Annotated in this window: 18 protein-coding genes; 9 read left to right on the forward strand and 9 right to left on the reverse strand. The window is 54.0% G+C overall.

Annotation, left to right across the window (positions count from 1 at the left end):
- The first annotated feature begins 261 nt into the window (after positions 1-261).
- Positions 262-1695 (forward strand): sensor histidine kinase, encoded by a 1434-nt coding sequence (locus tag E1162_RS06995; RefSeq protein ID WP_371311838.1) that lies wholly within the window; start codon positions 262-264, stop codon positions 1693-1695.
- A gap of 94 nt (positions 1696-1789) precedes the next feature.
- Here the strand turns inward: E1162_RS06995 and cobT are convergent, their stop codons facing one another.
- Complete coding sequence (cobT, locus tag E1162_RS07000; protein WP_155128697.1) at positions 1790-2827, reverse strand: nicotinate-nucleotide--dimethylbenzimidazole phosphoribosyltransferase; 1038 nt, start codon at positions 2825-2827, stop codon at positions 1790-1792.
- Positions 2828-2957: 130 nt separating this feature from the next.
- On the opposite strand from cobT, the gene E1162_RS07005 reads away from it, so the two are divergent.
- The 4 genes from E1162_RS07005 to E1162_RS07020 all read left to right on the forward strand — a co-directional run bounded on the left by E1162_RS07005 (position 2958) and on the right by E1162_RS07020 (position 6079).
- On the forward strand, positions 2958-3800 hold the full coding sequence (locus tag E1162_RS07005) for an adenosylcobinamide-GDP ribazoletransferase (protein ID WP_155128699.1): 843 nt from the start codon (positions 2958-2960) through the stop codon (positions 3798-3800).
- Positions 3801-3948: 148 nt separating this feature from the next.
- Positions 3949-5094, forward strand: coding sequence for an alpha/beta hydrolase (locus tag E1162_RS07010; RefSeq protein ID WP_155128701.1), 1146 nt, complete (start codon positions 3949-3951; stop codon positions 5092-5094).
- Between the two features lie 74 nt (positions 5095-5168).
- Complete coding sequence (locus E1162_RS07015) at positions 5169-5357, forward strand: DUF1289 domain-containing protein (protein ID WP_155128703.1); 189 nt, start codon at positions 5169-5171, stop codon at positions 5355-5357.
- Positions 5357-6079: a retropepsin-like aspartic protease family protein gene (locus tag E1162_RS07020; RefSeq protein ID WP_155128705.1), complete on the forward strand. Its 723-nt coding sequence runs from the start codon at positions 5357-5359 to the stop codon at positions 6077-6079. Before E1162_RS07015 ends, E1162_RS07020 begins: the two co-directional genes overlap by 1 nt.
- On the opposite strand, the gene E1162_RS07025 is transcribed toward E1162_RS07020, so the two are convergent.
- Positions 6064-6888 carry a sulfite exporter TauE/SafE family protein gene (locus E1162_RS07025; RefSeq protein ID WP_155128707.1) on the reverse strand — a complete coding sequence of 275 codons (825 nt, stop codon included), beginning with the start codon at positions 6886-6888 and terminating at the stop codon, positions 6064-6066. The genes E1162_RS07020 and E1162_RS07025 overlap by 16 nt on opposite strands.
- A gap of 91 nt (positions 6889-6979) precedes the next feature.
- Complete coding sequence (gene dusA, locus E1162_RS07030) at positions 6980-7996, reverse strand: tRNA dihydrouridine(20/20a) synthase DusA (protein WP_155128709.1); 1017 nt, start codon at positions 7994-7996, stop codon at positions 6980-6982.
- Positions 7997-8565: 569 nt separating this feature from the next.
- Between dusA and E1162_RS07035 the strand changes: the two genes are divergently transcribed.
- Positions 8566-9045 (forward strand): Lrp/AsnC family transcriptional regulator, encoded by a 480-nt coding sequence (locus E1162_RS07035; protein ID WP_155128711.1) that lies wholly within the window; start codon positions 8566-8568, stop codon positions 9043-9045.
- Between the two features lie 156 nt (positions 9046-9201).
- On the forward strand, positions 9202-10344 hold the full coding sequence (locus E1162_RS07040) for a saccharopine dehydrogenase family protein (protein WP_371311839.1): 1143 nt from the start codon (positions 9202-9204) through the stop codon (positions 10342-10344).
- On the opposite strand, the gene cydC is transcribed toward E1162_RS07040, so the two are convergent.
- The 3 genes from cydC to E1162_RS07055 form a co-directional block, all read right to left on the reverse strand.
- Entirely contained in the window at positions 10345-12084 is a 1740-nt protein-coding gene (gene cydC / locus E1162_RS07045) for a thiol reductant ABC exporter subunit CydC (protein WP_155128713.1), read from the reverse strand. It abuts the gene before it with no gap.
- Complete coding sequence (gene cydD, locus E1162_RS07050) at positions 12081-13913, reverse strand: thiol reductant ABC exporter subunit CydD (protein WP_155128715.1); 1833 nt, start codon at positions 13911-13913, stop codon at positions 12081-12083. The genes cydC and cydD overlap by 4 nt, the downstream gene beginning before the upstream one ends.
- A gap of 224 nt (positions 13914-14137) precedes the next feature.
- On the reverse strand, positions 14138-15634 hold the full coding sequence (locus E1162_RS07055; protein ID WP_155128867.1) for a CoA-acylating methylmalonate-semialdehyde dehydrogenase: 1497 nt from the start codon (positions 15632-15634) through the stop codon (positions 14138-14140).
- Positions 15635-15815: 181 nt separating this feature from the next.
- Here E1162_RS07055 and E1162_RS07060 point away from each other — a divergent pair, with 181 nt between their 5' ends.
- On the forward strand, positions 15816-16694 hold the full coding sequence (locus E1162_RS07060) for a LysR family transcriptional regulator (protein ID WP_155128717.1): 879 nt from the start codon (positions 15816-15818) through the stop codon (positions 16692-16694).
- An 8-nt stretch (positions 16695-16702) separates the two neighbouring features.
- Entirely contained in the window at positions 16703-17242 is a 540-nt protein-coding gene (locus tag E1162_RS07065) for an AAA family ATPase (protein WP_155128719.1), read from the forward strand.
- Positions 17243-17438: 196 nt separating this feature from the next.
- Here E1162_RS07065 and E1162_RS07070 read toward each other — a convergent pair whose 3' ends face one another.
- From E1162_RS07070 to E1162_RS07080, 3 genes are all read right to left on the reverse strand, one after another.
- Positions 17439-18299, reverse strand: a complete 861-nt coding sequence (locus tag E1162_RS07070) for a DUF6030 family protein (protein ID WP_155128721.1) — start codon at positions 18297-18299, stop codon at positions 17439-17441.
- Between the two features lie 270 nt (positions 18300-18569).
- Positions 18570-20069 carry a phosphomannomutase/phosphoglucomutase gene (locus E1162_RS07075; RefSeq protein ID WP_155128723.1) on the reverse strand — a complete coding sequence of 500 codons (1500 nt, stop codon included), beginning with the start codon at positions 20067-20069 and terminating at the stop codon, positions 18570-18572.
- Between the two features lie 82 nt (positions 20070-20151).
- Complete coding sequence (locus E1162_RS07080) at positions 20152-21558, reverse strand: mannose-1-phosphate guanylyltransferase/mannose-6-phosphate isomerase (protein WP_257098726.1); 1407 nt, start codon at positions 21556-21558, stop codon at positions 20152-20154.
- Positions 21559-21699 lie beyond the last annotated feature (141 nt).

Below are 21699 nucleotides of genomic sequence, written 5' to 3' on the forward strand. Positions count from 1 at the left end.
TATGCACTTCCCTGAAGGGAGATTATGTTCTGTTTCTTTATGAAGCAACTCCCCTTGGGGATCATAGGTTTTTTAACGCATTAATTACCAAAAAACGCAGAGCATTCTTAAGGCATTACATGCAAACTAGAGGAACTTGGTTAGCTTGATGAAACTTTTACACTTCCCCTAGGGCATTTAGAGTAAACGGTCTTGGCTCAATCTTCGCAAAAACAAGCGAATTCTGTAAATCGCCAACGTGCCTTCAAACGGCGCGAGGCCGTGCGAGCACTGAATAAACTGCGCGGAATTGAGGAAACACCGGATACGCTGGCCGATGGCTTCATTCCCGATCTGCTATGGATGGCGCTGAAAAACCGCATCAGCACTGCTATGGCTATGCCATTGTTCGTTGTTGTCGTAGGCGCAATTTCAAGTCTCTGGATACCTGTTGCATGGGTTGGGGTGTGGCTGTTCTTCGTGCTTGGTATCCATCTTGCCGTTTATATCGCCTCCCAAAAGGCCGAGCACCACCTTGCCAGAGGTGGCAATTTTGAAAAGGCCCGTCCCGTGGTGGTTGGAGGAGACTTGCTCTACGGCATTGGCTGGGCCTGCTTTTTCCTGCTCAACCTCAACAGTGTCGCGCTCATCGGGTTTGAAGTCTTCCAGTTTGCAACCGTTCTCATCGTGATTGCGATGACCACAATGCTATCGGCCCCCGTTCCCCGCGCACTCGCAGCTGGCACCCTGCCTATTACCTTTGCGCTGGTCTACTGCTTCCTCAGCTACGGAACGCCAATTCACTACGCCATGTCAGCAATGGCGGTTGGTGCACAGGGCTTCTTCTTCATTTTATCGCGGCAGCTTTACGCCTCTGCCCTCACAATGCTGGAATACCGAGCCGAGAAAGATGACCTGATCGCGGAGCTTGAACAAGCTAATGCGGTTTCCCTTGAATCGCGCTACCGCGCAGAAGAGGCCAACCAAGCGAAATCCCGTTTTCTTGCGACTATGAGCCATGAGCTTCGTACGCCACTTAACGCAATTTTGGGCTTCTCCGAGGTTATGACCAATGAAGTCATGGGCCCAATGGAGAACAAGGTCTACAAGGAATACGCCAGCGACATTCACCGCTCCGGTGTGCACCTGTTGAACCTCATCAACGAGATCCTCGACCTCTCACGCATTGAGGCGGGACGCTATGAGCTGCAAGAGGCCCCAGTGGATCTGATTGAGGTTGCCGATAGCTGCAAGCAGATGATGCAGATGAAAGCTGCTGCAAAGTCCATCCGCCTGCATAACAGCTATGAGGGCGGGCTTGATCTCATCATGGGTGACGAACGCTCACTGCGGCAGGTGGTTCTCAACCTGCTGGGCAACGCCATCAAGTTTACCCCTGCAGGGGGCGAAGTCTCTGTCTATGTGGGCAGTCTTATAGATGGGTCACAGGTCGTGACGGTCAGTGATAACGGGCCCGGCATTCCATCAGATGAGCTTCCTCTTGTCATGGAAGCTTTTGGCCAAGGTTCTCTTGCTATCGAGAGCGCAGAACCGGGTACAGGGCTTGGCCTTTCCATTGTTCAGGCCCTTACCCAGATGCACGGGGGCACATTCTCTCTGGATTCCGAGGAAGGCAATGGAACGCGGGCGAGCATTATTTTACCGCCGCATCGTTCGATGAAGGGTGAGCGCCCTTCAAAAGCCGCGGGCATGTAGGCAGGCATGTAGGCGAACACCAGCCAACCGACAAAAAAGGGCAGAGGTACGGCCCCTGCCCCAATTTCAAATCCTATACTTAGATATGTCTGGTTTATGCTGTTTCAGAAGCGTCAGTCACGCCAGCATCACCAAAGGTTGCCATGCCGGAATGGGTCTGTGCAGCAGCTTTAACAATGCCAGCAGCAACAGCTGCACCAGAGCCTTCACCAAGGCGCATGCCAAGGTCTAGCAGCGGCTTGCCGTTCATCGCTTCTACCGCGCGGCGGTGTGCAGGTTCTGCGGAGATGTGCGCAAACAGGCAGTGGTCAAGCGCGGTTGGGTCCATCTTGTAGAGCACAGCTGCTGCTGCCGTTGTTACGAAGCCATCGATGATGACAGGGACCTGCTGCATGCGGGCTGCCAGAATAACACCGGCCATCGCAGCCAGTTCACGGCCACCCAAACGGCGCAGTACTTCAAGCGGATCAAGCGCCAGCGGGCCACCACAACGGCTTACTGCCTGTTCGACAACGCGTCGTTTGTTTTCCAGCGCATCGCCAGCAACGCCGGTGCCCGGACCAACCCAGTCTTCAGCGGTACCGCCAAACAGCGCATAAAGCATTGCAGCAGCAACAGTTGTGTTGGCGATGCCCATTTCCCCGATGGCAAGAAGGTCTGTACCGCCAGCAAGTGCTTCCATGCCGAAAGCCATAGTTGCAGCACAGCCTGCTTCATCAAATGCGTCTTCCTCGGATATGTCACCGGTTGGCACTTCCAAAGCAAGTTCGAACACCTTCAAACCAAGGTCATAGGCGATGCAAAGCTGATTTACTGCGGCGCCGCCATTGGAGAAGTTTGCAACCATCTGCTTGGTTACTTCTGGCGGGAAAGCTGAAACGCCCTTTTTCGCGACACCGTGGTTACCAGCAAAAACCGCAACGAGCGGACGGGTTACCTTTGGCTTTGGCTGCCCTTGCCACGCTGCCAGCCATTCCACGATTTCTTCCAGTCGTCCCAGTGATCCGGCTGGTTTTGTCAGCTGGGCATCACGAAGGCGAACAGCTTCCACTGCCTCAAGATCAGGACCTGGCATAGCCTCTACCAGTGCGCGAATATCATCGAACGGCAGGGCAGAATTGGATGGCGACATGCGGTGCTCCCCATGGATTTGAAAGGGCCTAACGCCCTAGTGCTAGTCTTTAAGCTGTTCTATAAGCAAGAGATAAGGAATGCCAATTTCTTGAAGGGGCGATCCTCATGAATTTTGGGGAGAGCCTTATTTGAAGGGGAAAGAGCACGTGGATCAGGAAAACAAACCAAACGGCACCCGACCTTTGGACTACGTAAAGTCCATCGCAATCGACCTTGCCGCAAATATTCGGTTTTTCTCCCGTGTTCCCCTGCCCGCTTTGGTTGAGGGGGATGACCCACAAAAAGCGCCTGACTTTACAAATCAGTCACGGGCTTTGCCTCTATGCGGGCTAGTGGTCTCCTTCCCCGCTGCGCTAATCCTGCTGGCACTGGGGGCGAGCGGCTTATCTGCAAACATTGTTGCTCTGCTGGCAGTTGCCGCGAGCTGCGCGGCCATGGGCTTTTTACACGAAGACGGGTTTGGCGATATTTGCGATGGTTTTTTTGGCGGGCATACCAAGGAGCGCCGTCTGGAGATTATGAAAGACAGCCGCGTTGGTGCCTTTGGTGCAGGTGGCTTGATCCTCATTCTAACATTGCGCTGGCAACTCATTGCCGCACTGCTGGTCTCTCTTCCTCTCTTGCCTGCTGTCCTCGTCTATTTATGCGCGGAGATGGTTAGCCGCCTTTGCCTGATGGGCCTTTGGAACAAGCTTGGCCCCGCCTACACCGGCGGGCTTGGCACACGCTTTGGCAAGCCCAGCACAGATGCTTTGACTTTCGCGGGCCTTTCCACCTTGCCCCTGCTGATACTTGCCGGTCTTTATGATGGAGTAACGGACCCGCTCGTCGCCCTTGTAGTAAGCCTTGTCGCCACGTTCGGCCTCGCGAAACTGGCTGAAAGCAAAATTGGCGGCTTTACCGGTGATGTGCTTGGAGCAGCCCAACAGGTGGGTTTTGTGGCTTTTCTCATCGGCTGGCAGCTTTTCTAAGCGGGTAAGCGCCCAAACCTCATCAACCCTAACCAATTGAATTTTAGTGGCTCGTTGAAATACCTGTAGGGAATCGAAGGTGTGCCTTGTTGGCCCGCCACTTGGCTGGCAAAATCGCGGCAAAATTTATTCGATTTCTGGAACTCACGTGCAACGCTCACTCGCAGTCATTCTTTGTGTCCTTACTCTTGCTGGCTGTACGAGCCGCCCGCAATATGGCGCTCTCGCCGTCAATTCAGAACCCGCTGTCGAGGCAACAGAGCATAAGCTGCTTATCGCCACCACGCGCGAGCGGGCTGGTGAACCTGACACTTTCTTCAATGGTGAGCGCTCCACTCAGCTGGATTACGCAAGCACGACGGTTTCCATTCCTGCAAGCCATCAACCCGGCGCAATTGAGTGGCCGAAGACGCTACCGGGTGATCCAAACACCGACTTTGTGGTGCGCGATGCTCACTACATCAACGGCAATGATGCATTTCGCGCGACCTATAAAAAACAGCTAAACGCTCTACCGAAAGCGAACCGGTCCACCATGGTCTTTATTCATGGATACAACACGCTGTTTGCCGAGGCTGTATTCCGCTATGCCCAGTTTGCCAACGACTCCGGCTTTAAAGGCGTTCCGGTACTGTTTACATGGGCGTCTCGCGGAAGCGTTGCCAACTACGTTTACGACAACAACAGCGCAACCGTTGCTCGTGACGGGCTGGACCAGTTGCTGACGAACATCGGCAAAGACACCGATGGCCCGATCATGATTATCGCTCACTCCATGGGCAATTGGGCACTTTTGGAAACATTGCGCCAGATGCAGCTTTCTGGAAACTCCATCACCAAGCGCAAGAACGTCTATATCATCCTCGCCGCGCCTGACGTGGATGTAGATGTTTTCAAGAACCAAATGCGCTCTATTGGCAAACTGGCAAATCCGCCTCTTATCCTGCTTTCCAAGGATGACAGGGCTCTGAAGCTCTCCAACCTCATTGCTGGTGACGAGGGCCGCTTGGGCTCTTATGCCGACGATAGTGAGCTTGCCGACCTTGGCGTTATCGTTTTGGACCTCACCAACGTAGAGACCAACGATTCGAGCCGTCACAACAAGTTTGCCGAGATCGCAGTGGACTTGCCTAAGCTACGCGAGGTTCTGGAAGCCCATAACATCAACGTTTCCAAGTCCAATCGCGGCTTTAGCCAGAGCGTTGGCAATGCGGGACGAAGCCTTGGCACATTCATCAAGAGCGCTGCGGATGTGGTGGTTACGGTTCCTAGGTCCTTGATTGTTGCTGATTGAACGCCCACTCTATAAGCAACTAACCTGAGCGCTGCCGTCCAAGCTGACGAATTGAGAGGAAGACCAATCGCACCATGTTAAGCCCTTGCGTGAAAATGTGCAGACTGGATGAAGAAGCGCGGTTTTGTACCGGCTGTCTTCGCACGCTTGAGGAAATCCGCGATTGGAGCACCATGAGTGATACCCAGCGGCGTGATGTGATGGCCACTCTTGAAGAGCGCCAGCACGTCACCCGAGCCACTGTGACAAACGGAGCAGAATAATGGTTTATGTCATTGGTCTTGTGCTGCTCGTTAGTGCCATGGTTCTGGGTGTCATCACCGGCTACATGGACGGGCCGGATTTCATGAAGACCGATATTCACGACAAAGGCCCGCAGATTGTTTCGCTCGTTACCGTTTTGCTGCTTGTAAGCGCGGGGCTGGTTGCCCGTCGGCCAAGCGTTTTGCATATGCTGCGCGGTTTTTTGATGTGGGGTGCTCTTGGGCTGCTGCTCGTGGTGCTTTACGCCTTTCGCCACGATCTTGCTATGGTGAAAGATAGAGTTCTGGCGGAGGTTATGCCAGGCTCTATTATCGAGAACAGCAACGGCGAGATCACCGTAACCAAGGGGCTTAGCGGGCAGTTTGTTGTAGAAGCATCGGTTGATAACGCACCCGTCACCTTCCTCATTGATACAGGCGCCAGTCACCTGACTTTGAAAGAAGAAGATGCTCGCCGCGCAGGTTTCAATACCGGTAGCCTGAATTATTCGACACCTGTTTCGACCGCGAACGGGTTGGGCTATGTGGCGCCCATTCGTCTTGAGGAAGTACGCCTTGGTCCTGTTGTACTGACCAACGTTCGGGGATTTGTTGCGCAGCCGGGCATGCTCAACACAAGCCTATTTGGCATGAGCACACTTGGAAAATTTGCAGGTTGGCGTGTTGAGGGGGACCGGATGATATTAACGCCGCGCCCCGGTATGAATCAAAGCAGGCTGTAAAGAAAACGCAGGCAAACCAGCAGCAAAAAGATACCAAAGCCGATCTCGAGCTGCCTTTTGTTAAGTTTATGTGCTGCAGCCGCACCAAGCGGAGCGCAGTAAATAGACGCCGGAATGATGACGGCTACCGCCAGCACATTCACATAGCCCAAAGATAACGGCGGCAGACCAGCAATGCCCCACCCTGCCCAGATCATTCCAAATACTGCCGGAATGGAAATCAGCACACCAACACCAGATGATGTTGCCACTGCCTGATGGATTGGCCTGCCGAACAGTGTCATGAAGGTATTATTCATGACACCGCCACCAATGCCCATCAAAGTAGAGAGAAACCCGATTATCATGCCAATACAAAAGCGGATCGGGTTTGCAGGAATATCCGTTCCCAGCCGCCAGCTATCACGGTTAAAGAGCATGCGCATTGCCACCAGAAACGCGATAGCGACAAAGATCGCCTTCATCTGCTCGCCGTTGATGATGGAAGCGACCCAAGAAGCGATAAGTACACCGGCAGGAATAGCCATGACCCAGCTACGCAGGAGCTGTTCATCTACCGCGCCGCGCTTTCTATGGGAGAAGTAGGACCGCAAGGATGTAGGTACGATTACAGCAAGCGAAGTAGCTACTGACACATGCATGACGACACTGGCATCCACGCCTGCAAGAGACAGGATGGTTGCCAATACGGGAACAAGCACAGCGCCGCCACCAATGCCGAATAGACCGGCAAGAAAACCCGCAATGGCTCCGGAGAAAACCAGCGCTACAGCCATAATGAAAAATTGATAGGACAGTAGCGTAGCCATGCACCCTCCGCAGCTTTCAATAGAAACAACTTTGGAGGGTACTAGAGTGTTTACTAGCCTTTGGGAAGCAATTCCCCAAAACCTTTGTGAATTACGCTAGAGCAAGCCGCTCCGGACGCTCAACAGCATCGAGCGCCTCAAGCACAACATCAAGCCCCGCACCCGGCTTATTGGCGTTTACTGTAAGGATGCGGCGGAACACGCGTGCACCCGGCACGCCCTGATAGGTGCCAAGCATATGGCGAGTGATGTGAGAAAGACGGGTGCCCTTTTCAAGTTCTGCTTCAATGTATGGCAGATACTGACGAATAGCGTCAGCAGGCAAAATGGCTTCGCTCTCGTCACCATAGATCTCGCTATCAACCAAAGTCAGCATGGCAGGGTTCTGATAGGCAGCACGGCCCAGCATCACACCATCAACATGGGTCAGGTGATCCTTGCACTCTTCCAAGGTCTGGATACCGCCGTTAATGCCGATAAACACCTCTGGCAGACGCTGCTTCAAACGGTAGACAAGGTCATAGTTGAGCGGCGGGATATCGCGGTTCTCTTTCGGGCTTAGTCCCTTAAGCCACGCTTTGCGAGCGTGGACCCAGATGCCATCAGTTCCGGCCTTCAGAACATCGTCAACCAGCGCATTGAGCGCCTCTTCCTCGTTCTGCTCGTCAACACCGATACGGCATTTGGTGGTAACCGGAATAGAGACCACCTCTTTCATAGCGGCGATACATTCGCCCACCAACTGAGGTTCAAGCATAAGGCATGCGCCAAAGCTGCCGTTCTGTACGCGGTCAGACGGGCAACCGACGTTGAGGTTCACCTCATCGTAGCCCCAGTCCTCAACCATCTTTGCTGCTTCTGCTAGGTCTTTAGGATTGGATCCACCAAGCTGGCAGGCAACCGGCTGCTCGCCCTTGTTAAAGTCGAGATGACGGGCGCGATCTCCGTGGATCAAAGCACCAGTGGTCACCATCTCTGTATAGAGGAGCGAACGGCTGGTTAGAACACGGTGGTAGGAACGGCAGTGACGGTCAGTCCAGTCGAGCATCGGCGCGACGGAAAAGACAGGAGAGCCGACCTTGTAGAGAGTATCTTTGTGTTCCGACATTAAAGCAGTACCAGCTAGCTAATCTAAGAATTCTTCGAGTGTGCCACACTCACATAGCACGGCCTTGCCTCTCTTGAGGCGGTTAAGGCTCTAACATATGCGGAAGTGGCGACAGCGGGACCAATCGCGGCCCAGCACGCTGCGGGCCAGAGATACGGCATTAACGCAGCAAAACACAAGCAATTTTTGCGATCCGTCTTCATGGGCAGGTTCAGACAGCCTCTATGACAGCTACTCATGCGCCTAACGTTAGCTCTGCTCTTTTCAGATTTACTGTAGTATCTGCGAGAACAATTAAATATTCAGCGCCTTAAAAACGATAGACGCGCACGCGGCAGCCGCCTAAATACCTCTTTAAAGACAAATATAAACAGAGCGATAAGCGAGTTATCGCGGCTCATGCTCTCGCAAGTTGTTTCTGGGCCTTACCTTTACCTGCAACTCTTGAAGAAGCTGACCAAGAACCGTAAATGCTCGTTTACAAACCGACCATTTTTGTTGATTACACCCGTGTTTTTCTGAGGAATTGACGGACACTCTGTTATATTGCCGAAAAAAGGGACGCCGCAATGCCTGAGATAAAAGACGAACTCGATCGAAAATTGATCGCCATCCTGCAAGCAAACGCCAGAGAGCCGGTATCTTCCATATCCCGCCGCCTTGGTGTGCCACGCTCTACAGTGCAGGAACGCATCTCCCGCTTGGAGAGAAACGGTGTTATTGCCGGTTATACCGTCATTTTGGGCGACGACCACGCGACCCGTCCCGTTCAGGCTCTTGTGATGCTTTCTGTATCCCAGCAGATATCCAAGGAGTTGACCCAGCGTTTGGAATCTTACCCTGAAATTCGCAGCTGCATGACCATTTCCGGTGAGTTTGACCTGTGCTTAGTGGTGGAACCCTCCCGTTTGGAAGAGCTGGACGACCTGCTTGACGAGATCGCGACAATTCCGGGCATTCAGCGCACACGCTCTTCGATTGTTCTTTCCCAGCGTTTCGTTCGTCAGCGCAAGACGCTCTCAACCGCCTTCCTGAACGCACCAATTTAACGAGAAATAGATTCTATCCGACAACTTGCCCACCTTGACTTAACCACACATTCGTCAAAATAACATTTTTTTCGTTATTTGAACGGAACTTTCCGTCAAATTGGCAGATTGCACTCTCCATTTCGTTCGTAATTGCACGTAGAATTATGGCAATTCATGATTGATTGGAGGGACATGATGGAGAAGTGGGATATTGCCATCGTTGGGGCAGGCAAAATTGGCAAAATGATTGCCAGTTTGCTGGTTCAAAGCGGAGATTACTCTGTAACGGTTATTGATCATAGCGAGCAGGCGCTTGCGGCCTTTGCGGTGGACCACTGCGCCAAGCTATGTATTGACGTTGCAAATGAAGAACAGCTCACCAAGGCACTGCTTGGCAAGGAAGCGGTTCTTTCTGCTGCACCGTTCTTCCTGACAGAGGTTATTGCGAGGGCCGCGAAGGCGGCGGGCACCCATTACTTTGACCTTACCGAAGATGTGGCAGGCACTCAGAAGGTGTATGAACTGGCGCAAGGCGCCGACGTTGTGTTTGCGCCGCAGTGCGGGTTAGCGCCGGGTTTCGTTTCCATTGCTGCTCATGATCTTGCCAAGCGCTTTGACAAGCTGGAAAGCCTCACCTTGCGCGTTGGCGCTCTGCCGCGCTTTCCGACCAACCGGTTGAAATACAACCTCACTTGGTCTACCGACGGCCTCATCAACGAGTACTGCAACCCGTGCCTTGCTATTGAAGACGGAAAGCTGGCCAAGGTCGCTCCGCTTGAAGGGTATGAGCGCTTTTCACTTGAGGGCGTTGAATATGAAGCTTTCAACACATCTGGCGGTCTCGGCTCCCTTACTCAGACCCTTGATGGCAAGGTGGAAGACCTCAAGTATCTATCCATCCGCTATCCGGGACACCGCGAGATCATCAGCCTACTTCTCAAAGACCTTGGCCTTGAGAAGCGACGTGATCTACTGAAAGAGGTTATGGAAACGGCTATCCCAGCAACCCATCAGGACACGGTTCTGGTGTTCATCACCGCAAGCGGTATGAAAGACGGACAGCTGGAAGAAATCTCCTACCTCAACCGCGTTGAAAGCCGCGAAATTGGCGGCACACTCTGGAGCGCTATTCAGATTTCGACGGCGGCAGGGATCTGCGCAACACTGGACCTGCTACGTGAAGGCAAAATCGCCAGCAAGGGCTTCGTAAAACAGGAGGACATCCGCCTTGATGACTTCCTCGCCAACCGCTTTGGGGGTCTCTATGAAGGACGTGATCTGGACCACGGCGGTCATGACCGCCGCGAGGCTGCCTGATCAGTCCTCCCGCAAGCGTGCGAGAGTTTTGCTATCCAACGGCAGGGGCGCTTCATTGAGGCGCCCTTCCTCTAACACCAGTAACCGATCTATGTGCTGAAGTTCGATAGCGCGGTGAGAAATCACCAGAACGCTCTGGTCCTTCGTCATTTCAAAGAAGCTCTGCAAGACTGATCGGGCGGTTGCCTCGTCCAGCCCTTCTGTCAGTTCGTCAGCGATCCATAGCTTCGGCTTTTTTAGAAACGCACGAGCTAGAGACAAGCGCCGCGCCTCACCGCCTGATAGTCCAAGGCCGCCTTCTCCAAGCACCTCCTCTAGCTGATTAGACTTCGCTGTGATGGTTTCCTTCAAACCTGCTCTTTCCAATGCCAGCCACAGGTCATCGTCACTCGCCATTGGATTGGCGATGCGAAGGTTCGCAGCAACCGTGTCATGAAAAATCTGCGTACGCTGACCGACCATGACAAGCTGATCACGCAGCGATGCTTCGTCGATCTGCTCCAATGGAACGCCCTGAAAGAGAACGGTGCCCTGCTCAACAGGAACGAGGCGGGCGATGATGGATGCAAGCGTAGATTTGCCCGACCCGCTAGCGCCGATGATTGCCGTGCGGCTTCCGCTCTTCAGTTCAAGGTCAACATCCGCCAGAACCGGCTTTTCGCTCTTCGGCCATCCATAGCTGAGGGCTTTGATGCTTACCAGCTTGTCATGCGCAGCCTCAGGAAGCTCCTCTCCCGTTTCAAAGAGCGCATGATTTGAAGTGCCAGCTTCCACGAGGTCTTCCACCCGCTTTGCTGCCGCACTCATGCGGTGCCAGTTGGATACGCCTGCTGCGACCGAGCTGAGGGTTTCAGGCAATGCGAAGGCGATCAACACAAACAGAGCGATGTACTTCAGCTCCATGTGGCCTTGAGCATAGGAAAGTGCTGCGAAAAGGAAGGTTAGTGCGACCATTGCCTGCCCGATGCCTGCAACAATGGCAGCGCCTTTGTTTTCCTTCTCCTGCTGCTCTGCTACCACAAGGCTTTGCGCGTCTGCCGCTTTTTGAACCGCGTCGCGCTGGCGTTCCAGACCGCCGTAGACTGAAAGATCGCGGCGACCACGCACCATGTCACTGGTGCGGACGCGCAGAGCATCGTTTACGGCAGCGGCCCACTTGGCCCGCGCCTGCGGCCGCTCACCAGAAAGGCGCGCCAGCAGTAGCAAGCCGACGCCCTGCAGCAAACCGATGGTTAGAACTGCAAATGGAGCGCGTACCCAAAGCAGGTAAAGCGTGATGGCGCTCACTGCGATGGAGCTGAATAGCGGCACGGCAAGGCGCAAATAAAGGCCGTCGAGATGTTCTACATCGCTCACGATGCGTGACAGTGCGGTTGCCTGTCTTCCCGCTCCTTGCTTGATGCTCTTTAGCACCACACCGCGAAACACGAGCGTGCGCAGACGTTCCAGAAAGCGGAAGGTGGTATCGTGCGTAACAAGACGCTCCAGATAGCGCCCGAGGATGCGCACAGCTGCATAAAGGCGAATATTGGAGGTCGCGATGGAGTAATTAAATGCGAGCCCTGCCCCAGCTAATCCTGCAAGAGCTGCGGATGTCATAAACCAGCCGGAAATTGCGAGCAGCGCAATACCAGCAGCAGTTGGCAGAATACATAGATGCAGGCCGAACCAGAACGCAAACGGTGCCTGCTTTTGCAGTCTCCAGATGACAGAACCGGATGCACGAAGGGAGCTGATCATGAAAGCACCTCCTGAAGCATACCGTCTTGCAAACGCAAATGCCTATCTGCCATCGCCATCACGCGCTTATCATGGGTTACACAAAGCACCGGCGCAGATTTGGAAAGCGTGACAAGCCCTTCCAGAATGACAGCGGCGGTTTTCCCATCAAGGTCCGCTGTTGGCTCATCAGCAATTACGAGAGGCGCGTCTTTGCGCAGGAAAGCGCGAGCCATAGCAACGCGGCGTAGTTCACCAAGCGAGAGGCCGGACCCATCCTCCCCAACCACTGCGGAAAGACCACCTTCCTTCTTCAACAAAACGGCGCGGGCGTGGCTGGCATCAAGGGCAGCTATCAGCTCTTCATCGCTGGCGTTTTGTTTCGCAAGCTTTAGATTGGCGCGGATAGACCCGTGAAAGAGCTGCGGGGCTTGTGACACAAGAGCAAGAGACTGCTGCCAATTGGAAAGGCCGTAAGCACCGAACGGCTGATCGCCATAAAGAACACGGCCGCCCTCTGGCTGCAAAAAGCCGAGAAGCGCATCAATCAGGGTGGACTTACCCGCTCCGCTTGGACCAGAGATCACAACAAGCTCAGGGCGCGAAAGCGTGAGGTTCACATCACGCAGCACTGGACGACCAGCCCGAGAGACGCAAAGCCCCTCCAACACGACCGCGCCCTTGGGAGGGAGAGGTAACAAAGTAGACGCGGCCTGTGTGCCCTCCACTTCGCCGCTTGCGCCTTTCAGCGCTGCATCCTGTTCCGCCAGATGGTCACCGGCAGCAATAGCCGATGCGCGGTCATGATAAGCGGCGGAAAACAGGCGGAGCGGCGCAAAGAACTCTGGCACCAGCAACAGCATGAAGAGCCCCGTGGTAAGGCTGATTGGTTGGCCATAGCTGCCGAAGCTCCAATAACCCAGCAGAGAAAAGCCCACATATATGGCAGTTGTGGCAACACCAATTGCAGCGAAAAGCTCTAGCGCGGTGCTGGAAAGGAATGCAATGCGCAGCACCGCCATGGTGGACTTTCTGAATTCACCGCCCAGCTCTGCAATCTGGTTTTCGGTACGCTCCACAGCTCCAAAAAGGCGCAGGGTTTCGAGACCACGTAGCCGGTCCAGTAGCACGGCGCTCATATTGGACATAACAAAGAACTGGCGATCGCTCGCCTTCTTCGCTCTGATGCCAATGATCGCCATAAATGCCGGTACAAGCGGAGCGCACAGCAGTAGCACAAGAGCGACAAACCAACTGACACAAGCAACAGCTAACAGGATAACCAATGGAACGAGCACCATACGGTTCTTGATTGGCAGGTAGCGGGACATGTAAGGCCCAAGCGCCTGAACATGATCCACCAACACACTTGCCACTGCGCCACTCGCAGGCACCTGATGGGCAGGAGAAAGAGACGCCAGCCTATTGATGAGCCGTCGCTGCAGGGTATCGCGTGTTTGCGTCGCTGCGTTCAGAGAAAGGGAAGTCCCCTTCTTGCGCAGGACATGGCGAAGAACCGCGATGAGCAGAATGCAAATGGCTGTAAACAGCGGTGAGAATGCAAACTGGGAGAACTTCGCCTGCGGGTCTACAAACGCTCCGATACCAAGCGCGAGCAAGGCTGCCTGCGGTATCCAGAGCAACTCCGCTAAGGCTTGCAGGCGTGCCGAGCGGCCAATGGTTTTAGCTTGGAGTGCCGTTTGTTCGTCCAGCCAGATTTGCCCTTGACTGCGGGCGCGCCGTTTTTTTGCACGCCCCGCCTGCTTCGCCTTGTCAGCACTCGGCGCAAATTTGCTGCTTACTCGTTGTTCCGGCTCGTCTGGCGTATCGTCCACCCTAATAACGCTCACAGACACCCCACAGTCTCGATAGGTTATATTACCTATTCTTGTTAGCGATGATCTGAGGCTCCGTCATCCCTTCCTTAGGCTATTACCTGCGAGACAAAACAGCGCACCCAACCTTGCAACAAACAAATAACGCAGGGTCTTCTGCCTTAAATGCCAAGGCACAAAAAAGGCGCTCTGAATTATCCAGAGCGCCCAATTTAGCAAAGCAGCCTTAATGAACTGGCTTATTCCATGGTTGGAATGGTGAACTGAGCACCTTCCTTAACACCAGACGGCCAACGGGTGGTGACGGTCTTGGTGCGGGTGTAGAACTTGAAGCCATCTGGGCCGTGCTGGTTGAGGTCACCAAATGCAGAGCGCTTCCAGCCGCCGAAGGTGTGGTAAGCAAGCGGCACAGGAATTGGTACGTTCACGCCAACCATGCCGATGTTGATACGGGAAACGAAGTCACGCGCTGTATCACCATCACGGGTGAAGATTGCGGTGCCATTGCCGTATTCATGGCTCATAGGCAGGTCGATTGCTTCTTCATAGGTCGCAGCGCGTACCACGGAAAGAACAGGACCGAAGATTTCCTGCTTGTAGATTTCCATGTCCTTGGTGACGTTGTCGAACAAGCAGCCGCCCATGAAGTAGCCGTTTTCATAGCCCTGCAGTTTGAAGTCACGGCCATCAACAACGAGGCTCGCGCCTTCTTCAACGCCGCCGTCTACGAGACCGCGAACACGCTCCATTGCCTGCTTGGTGATCAGCGGGCCGAAGTCAACATCATCACCTGCGGAATAAGGCGCGATCTTGAGCGCTTCAACGCGTGGTGCCAGCTTCTCAACCAGACGGTTTGCGGTTTCTTCGCCAACTGGAACGACAACGGATACGGCCATGCAGCGTTCGCCAGCAGCGCCGTAGCCTGCGCCGATCAGAGCGTCTACTGCCTGATCAATGTCAGCATCCGGCATGATGATCATGTGGTTTTTCGCGCCGCCGAAGCACTGAACGCGCTTACCGTTAGCTGTGCCACGGGTGTAGACGTATTCCGCAATTGCGGTGGAGCCTACGAAGCCAACAGCCATGATGTCCGGATCATCCAGAATTGCGTCTACGGATTCCTTGTCGCCGTTTACAACGTTCAGAACGCCGTCCGGCAGGCCAGCTTCTTTCATCAGCTCTGCAAGCATCATCGGAACCGATGGGTTACGCTCGGACGGCTTGAGGATGAAGGAGTTACCAGCAGCAATCGCGGTGCAGAACTTCCACATCGGGATCATTGCAGGGAAGTTGAACGGGGTGATGCCCGCAGCAACGCCCAATGGCTGACGTATGGAGTACATGTCGATGCCAGGACCGGCGCCTTCAGTGTACTCGCCCTTCATCATGTGCGGTGCGCCGATGCAGAATTCAGCAACTTCCAGACCACGGATAACATCACCCTTCGCATCAGGAATGGTTTTGCCGTGCTCGCGGGAAAGAGCTTCTGCCAGCTTGTCCATATCACGGTGGAGAAGGGCAACGAACTTCATCATCACACGTGCGCGGCGCTGTGGGTTGGTAAGGCCCCACCCGATCTGCGCTTCGCGGGCAACTTCTACAGCTGCACGAACTTCTGCGGTGCTTGCCAGCGCAACGCGGCCCTGAACCTCACCGGTGGCAGGGTTATAGATATCGGCAAAGCGGCCAGAGGTGCCTGCTACTTCTTTACCTGCAATGTAATGACCTACTTCCATCACTAGGATCCTCCCTAATGTCGTTGAGAGTGCCTGCCCCCGCAGGCATAAACTTATCCGTGCCACCACAGTGCTATATTGCTAATTGCAAATCAATCTCCACATCCGAACTACCGTTGTGCATTTTTATAGATAGATAGTTGGTGTAATCTGCCGGCAAGCGATTCAAAAAGGGCAATTCATGAACTGGGATGACACCCGCATTTTTCTAGCTGTTGCGCGTAGTGGGCAGTTTTTGGCTGCAGCACAGCGCCTTGGCATCAACCACGCAACTGTAGCGCGGCGCATTACAGCGCTGGAAACTTCCATTGCCTCCAAGCTGCTAGACCGTCGCACTACTGGCTGCGTGCTGACGGAAGATGGCGAGCGGTTTCTAGAATTTGCCGAGCGCATGGAAGCCGAAATGCTGAATGCCCGCACAGCTATTGGTGGGTCTAGCGTAGAGCTTTCCGGCAGTGTGCGCATTGGCGCACCAGACGGGTTCGGTGTGCATTTTCTAGCACCCAAGCTGGTTAAGCTGTCAGATCGTTTCCCCGCTCTTACGCTTCAGCTTGTTCCGCTTCACCGTAGCTTCTCCCTTTCCCGCCGTGAAGCTGACATTGCCATTACCGTGGGCAGACCAGAACAAGGGAGACTGATCTCCCGAAGCCTCGTCACCTATCGGTTGGCGCTCTATGCCTCTCGCTCTTATCTGGAACGGGCTGGCGTACCGCAGAGCTTGGAAGACCTCGCCCAGCACCGCTTGGTGGGTTATGTGGAAGACCTCGTTTACACCCCTGCCCTTAACTACAGCGAGGAAGTGATGAAGGGCTGGCACTCGTCGCTTGAATGCTCCAGCGCCCTTGCGCAGACTGAAGCGGTGCGCGCTGGCGGCGGCATCGGCGTGCTGCACAGTTACATCGCAGCCAAAGACCCTGATCTGGTGCAGATCCTGCCCGAGACTTTTCTCACCCGTACCTATTGGCTTGTCTATCACGAGAGTGTTAAGGGCCTTCGCCGCATTCGCGAGACCTGCGACTTCATTACCGAAGAAGTGAAGCGGGCTAGCAGCGAGTTTTAACAGAGCCGATGACCAGAAGAGTTGCAATTACAGGAGCCTCTGGTGGAGGCAAATCTACCCTCCTTAGCGAGCTAGAGCGCAGGGGCTATTCCGTACAGCCTGAGGTCGGCAGGCAGATCGTTGCCGAACAGATTGCCAGTGGAAGGAACGCCCTGCCGAGTAAAGACCCCATCGCCTTTCGCGATCTCCTGTTTGCGCGGTCCATCGAGGCCTATGACCGCTGGACTGACAGCGAGAGGGGGATCACCTTCTTTGACCGGACCTTCATTGAGGCTATCGCCTACAGCAGTCTGATTGGTGCCGAAGTACCAGAGCTGATGATGGAGCAAGCCAATCAGCGGCGTTTTGAACAGACCGTCTTTGTCTGCCCGCCGTGGCCGGAAATTTATGCAACGGATCCAGAACGGCAGCATGGTTTTGACTTTGCGCTGAAGGACTATGAAGCGAACGTCACGGCCTACGCCGCACAAGGGTACGAACTGGTTGAGCTACCCAAAAGCCGTGTAGAGACTCGGGCTGACTTTCTGCTAGGTGCGATAAGAGGATAGCCTCGATAGCTATCGGCAACTCGCATAGGCGTCGCTACTATTTCGATTCACATTAAGCCTTCAAGCGACTGTAATAGCTTTTCTTTTTTGTTGCTAATTGCTCAGTGCATTCTTTTCATCAGTAGCGACAGGTTTAAAGAAACTGATTCAAGTGAAGCGCCTAAGCCTTTGATGCAGTGTCTCTTTCCACTCTTCCTTACCGGTAGCGCTTTAGCCTTCGAGAACCGTCGAAAAATACGGGTGTTTTGAGTTCCAACACCAGATTGAGACCATAGTTCTTCCGCCCCCCAACCTCAGATTGCCCTGTCCCTGTTCGATTAGGCAGCACTGCAAGGTGCAGGTGGCTATGCTCTTCCTCCCATCTTTGAGAGCCGAGCAGTGCTTGTTGCCATTGAAGTGATACGGGCTGCATGAGCTGCGGCAAGCTACGCGAGATAATCGACACAAGGTTCTGCTTGGCGAGGCGTAGGGAAGCGGCATCACTCCCCTCTATCTGAAAGCGGATAATATCCACCTGCAGCGCCGTTCGCCCCCTCAATGCGACGAACAGCGTCACCTGCTCAGGCCCATTTTCGGTGGTCTCGTCTCCCCCATCGCTCAACGCGCCTGCATCCTGCCGAGCGAAAACCACCAGCGGCGAAACACAGGTGAAGTGCCCTTCAAGCAGCGGTGCTTGTTGCCATGGCGAAAGACTGATGCCTGCTTCCTCGAAAGCGCTGCACAACGCAGAAGGATCACGACTGGGCCATAGCATACCAACGCTATCAAGAGAGCGCCGGTAGAGCGGATCATCCCTCTTGGGCTCCACCTTGTTTTTATCGGCGACCTTGGCTTTCGAGTAATATTCAGATAGCGAGATTGCCTCTGGCCTGCTCACAACTGGCTCTTCTGCAAAATACGCCGTAACAGCCCAGATTGCCGAGACTGGAGCCGCCACAAGAATGAGCGCATACCAGCAGATGATAATGAGGCGACGGACTATAAACCCGCGGTAAGGTTGCTCCGCACGGCTAGACCGAGGCGCCTTTGCATCCTGCCCGTTTTTAGCCCGTGCCACGACTTGCGCCCCTTCGCATCACAGGGTGCATGACCACCCCGTTCTCAACTGCATACCGTTGACGATAGGGGCAGTTTATCGTGAAAGCGCTTAGCGACGCGCCCTCACCTTTTTATTTGCGAAAAGGGCTGGATCCTGTGCGGGGCAATCAGGCATTCCTTTCCCATGAAAGGAACCGCCAAAACGATAGAAGCGCACGGAGTTTCCCCCATGCGCTTCCAAATTTTTCCAGCCTAAGCAAGCACTATAGACGCCATGCGGCGACAACCTTTAGAGGGTCTGGTTGTACTCGCCAACTTCCTCGTTCTCGCGCAGAATAGCGTCTACCGCGTGGAACATTCCTTTCAGGCGTTCTTCTGAAACAGGGCTTTCGACCACCACAACCAGTTCCGGCTTGTTGGAGGATGCACGAACGAGGCCCCATGTACCGTCGCTGGTTACAACGCGCACACCGTTAACGGTGATGAGGTCAACAATGTCATAACCGCCAACCTGCTCGCCATTTTCCTTCATGGCTTGGAAGCGGGCAACAACGCGGTCCACCACATCGTACTTCTCCTCGTCAGCGCACTTCGGTGCCATGGTCGGGGAACCCCAAGTCTTAGGCAGAGCGCGGCGCAGGTCAGCCATGGTTTTATCCGGATTACGGTCAAGCATATCCAGAACTGCAATGGCAGAGACAAGACCATCGTCATAGCCACGGCCAATCGGCTTATTGAAGAAGTAGTGGCCGGACTTTTCAAAGCCGACCAGCGCACCCAGCTCAGTCACGCGGCGTTTGATGTAGGAGTGACCGGTTTTGAAGTAATCGGTCTTGGCGCCCTGCGCTTGCAGCACTGGGTCGGTGAGGTAGAGGCCGGTCGATTTCACGTCCACGACGAACTGGGCATCCTCGTAGATTTTGGAGATGTCGCGAGCGAGCATAACGCCCACTTTATCTGCGAAAATTTCCTCACCCTCGTTATCCACGATACCGCAGCGGTCACCATCACCATCAAAGCCGAGGCCAACGTCTGCCCCTGTTTCCAGAACCTTGTCACGAAGAGCATGAAGCATCTTCATATCTTCAGGGTTCGGGTTGTATTTCGGGAAAGTATGGTCCAGATCGCAGTCGAGCGGGATCACTTCAATGCCGAGCTTCTCCAAAATCTGCGGCGCAAATGCACCGGCCGTGCCGTTACCACAGGCAACTACTGCGCGGATTTTGCGCTCAATCGGGCTACGGTCAGTCAGGTCTTTGATGTAACGCTCGGCAAAACCGTCAACGAAGGTGTAGCTGCCACCGCCGCGCAGTTCAAACTCTGCGGCGAGCACCAGTTCCTTCAAGCGGCCCATTTCATCCGGACCGAATGTCAAAGGTGGGTTCACACCCATTTTCACACCGGTCCAGCCGTTGTCGTTATGAGATGCTGTGACCATTGCAACGCATGGCACGCCAAGCTCGAACTGGGCGAAATAGGCCATTGGTGACATAGCAAGGCCAATGTCATGCACCTTGATACCGCTGGCCAAGAGGCCATTGATCAGCGCCATCTTGATAGATGCGGAATATCCGCGGAAGTCATGGGCCGTAACCAGCTCAGGGCGTACACCCATTTCATGAATCAAGGTACCAAGCCCCATGCCCAGCGCCTGAATGCCCATGAGGTTGATCTCTTTTTCAAAGAGCCAGCGAGCGTCATACTCGCGAAAACCCGTTGGTTTCACCAGAGGTGTGGTTTCGTACTCGTAGGTGTTCGGTGTCAGCTGAGAGACTGGTTTTGGGAACATTTTACGGCCCTTATACGTTTCAATTCTTCAAAGAATGCGAGTTGGCCCCTGTCCTGTGGCATTTTCAGGAGCCTAATTTGATTTAGTTGTTCATGCCTTCGCGCTCGATGTCATCATCTGCGATGTAAGCGCCAGATTGCACTTCAATCATTCGAACTTCGATCTTACCCGGATTGAACAGCTGATGGGTAGCGCCCAGCGGCACAAAGACAGACTGGTTTTCCGTAACCAGCTTGGAAACACCATCAATGATAACCTTAAGCGTACCTGAAACCACAATCCAATGTTCAGCGCGGTGGATATGCCGCTGAATACTCATCCCCCTATCCGGTTTGATAGCAATGGACTGCACCTGAAAGCGATCCCCCTTGGCAATCTGTTCAGTCCAGCCCCATGGACGGTAGACACGGCGGTGTTTGACGGTTTCAGAGCGTTTTTGCGCGTCTAGCGTTTCCACCACCTTCTTCACGTCCTGCGCATGGCTTTTGCTGGCAACGAGAAGTGCGTCCTTAGTGTTGACCACCATAACGTCATCAAGGCCTAGCACTGCGACATACGCATCATCGGAGTAAACAAGACAGTTGCGGCTATCAATGAAACCAGTCTCAGCCAGCGCTGTGTTACCGGACGCGTCTTTTTCCATGTTCTCCCAAATGGCAGTCCATGAACCAAGGTCACTCCATTTAGGTTCCATAGGAACACAGGCGACCTGCTTTTCCTTTTCCATGATTGCGTAATCGATGGAATCACTTGGAACCTGCTTGAAGAGTTCTTCATCCAGACGCAGAAAGTCGAGATCTTGTTTAGCGGCCTTGTAAGCAGCTTCGACACCCGACCAGATTTCAGGGGCATGCTGTTTGAATGCCTCTTTCATGGTCTGGGCACTAAAGAGGAAGATACCGGCATTCCATAGATAACCACCAACCTCTAAAAAGCGCTCTGCCTTTTCTAGGGACGGTTTTTCAACGAAAGCTTCAACAGGCACAGCACCTTTGCCGCTGGCGTCTTTAATCTTGATATAGCCGTAACCAGTGTGAGGCTCGCTTGGACGAATACCGAAAGTAACGATCTGGCCAGACTTCGCCGCGCTCACGCCTTCCGCGATTGCGGCGTTAAAAGCGGCTTCATCGCCGATGAGATGATCGGACGGTAGCAGCAAAATGAGAGCGTCTTCGTTTTTTTCCAAAGCAAATATGGAGGCAAGCGCAGCCGGTGCTGCGGTGTTACGGCCTACAGGCTCCAGCACGACGGCTAGTGGCTCAACTTCCATTTGTGCAAGCTGTTCGCCCACCAGAAAACGATGGTCCTGATTGGAGATAATCAAGGGGCTGGTAAACTGCGAACCGCTGGTACGGGAAACGGTTTTTTGAAAAAGGCTTTCGCCTTGAAAAATAGGAAGAAACTGCTTCGGGCGCTCGCGACGAGAAAGAGGCCAGAGACGGGAACCAAACCCGCCGGAAAGAATTGTTGGAATAATCTCAGCCATCATTGCCTATTTAAATCTGCTTTGCGCTCATATTGCGCCACTACTTTTGGTCGCCCACCTTACACACGCACCTATTGAATGCTACCGACCTTACTGCCGCAATAACAGGATTTTCTCTTTATCCCTTCCCCTAGAGTAAAAACC

This window comes from Pseudovibrio flavus (genome assembly GCF_009711345.1).
GTDB classification, from domain to species: domain Bacteria; phylum Pseudomonadota; class Alphaproteobacteria; order Rhizobiales; family Stappiaceae; genus Pseudovibrio; species Pseudovibrio flavus.

Coding starts and splice junctions, on each gene's coding strand:
- E1162_RS07020 (WP_155128705.1), top strand. CDS start 5,357: ATGGTTTATGTCATTGGTCTTGTGCTGCTCGTTAGTGCCATGGTTCTG.
- E1162_RS07025 (WP_155128707.1), bottom strand. CDS start 6,888: ATGGCTACGCTACTGTCCTATCAATTTTTCATTATGGCTGTAGCGCTG.
- cydC (WP_155128713.1), bottom strand. CDS start 12,084: ATGATCAGCTCCCTTCGTGCATCCGGTTCTGTCATCTGGAGACTGCAA.
- E1162_RS07065 (WP_155128719.1), top strand. CDS start 16,703: ATGACCAGAAGAGTTGCAATTACAGGAGCCTCTGGTGGAGGCAAATCT.
- E1162_RS07035 (WP_155128711.1), top strand. CDS start 8,566: ATGCCTGAGATAAAAGACGAACTCGATCGAAAATTGATCGCCATCCTG.
- E1162_RS07055 (WP_155128867.1), bottom strand. CDS start 15,634: ATGGAAGTAGGTCATTACATTGCAGGTAAAGAAGTAGCAGGCACCTCT.
- E1162_RS07060 (WP_155128717.1), top strand. CDS start 15,816: ATGAACTGGGATGACACCCGCATTTTTCTAGCTGTTGCGCGTAGTGGG.
- dusA (WP_155128709.1), bottom strand. CDS start 7,996: ATGTCGGAACACAAAGATACTCTCTACAAGGTCGGCTCTCCTGTCTTT.
- E1162_RS07015 (WP_155128703.1), top strand. CDS start 5,169: ATGTTAAGCCCTTGCGTGAAAATGTGCAGACTGGATGAAGAAGCGCGG.
- cobT (WP_155128697.1), bottom strand. CDS start 2,827: ATGTCGCCATCCAATTCTGCCCTGCCGTTCGATGATATTCGCGCACTG.
- E1162_RS07080 (WP_257098726.1), bottom strand. CDS start 21,558: ATGATGGCTGAGATTATTCCAACAATTCTTTCCGGCGGGTTTGGTTCC.
- E1162_RS07075 (WP_155128723.1), bottom strand. CDS start 20,069: ATGTTCCCAAAACCAGTCTCTCAGCTGACACCGAACACCTACGAGTAC.
- E1162_RS07040 (WP_371311839.1), top strand. CDS start 9,202: ATGATTGATTGGAGGGACATGATGGAGAAGTGGGATATTGCCATCGTT.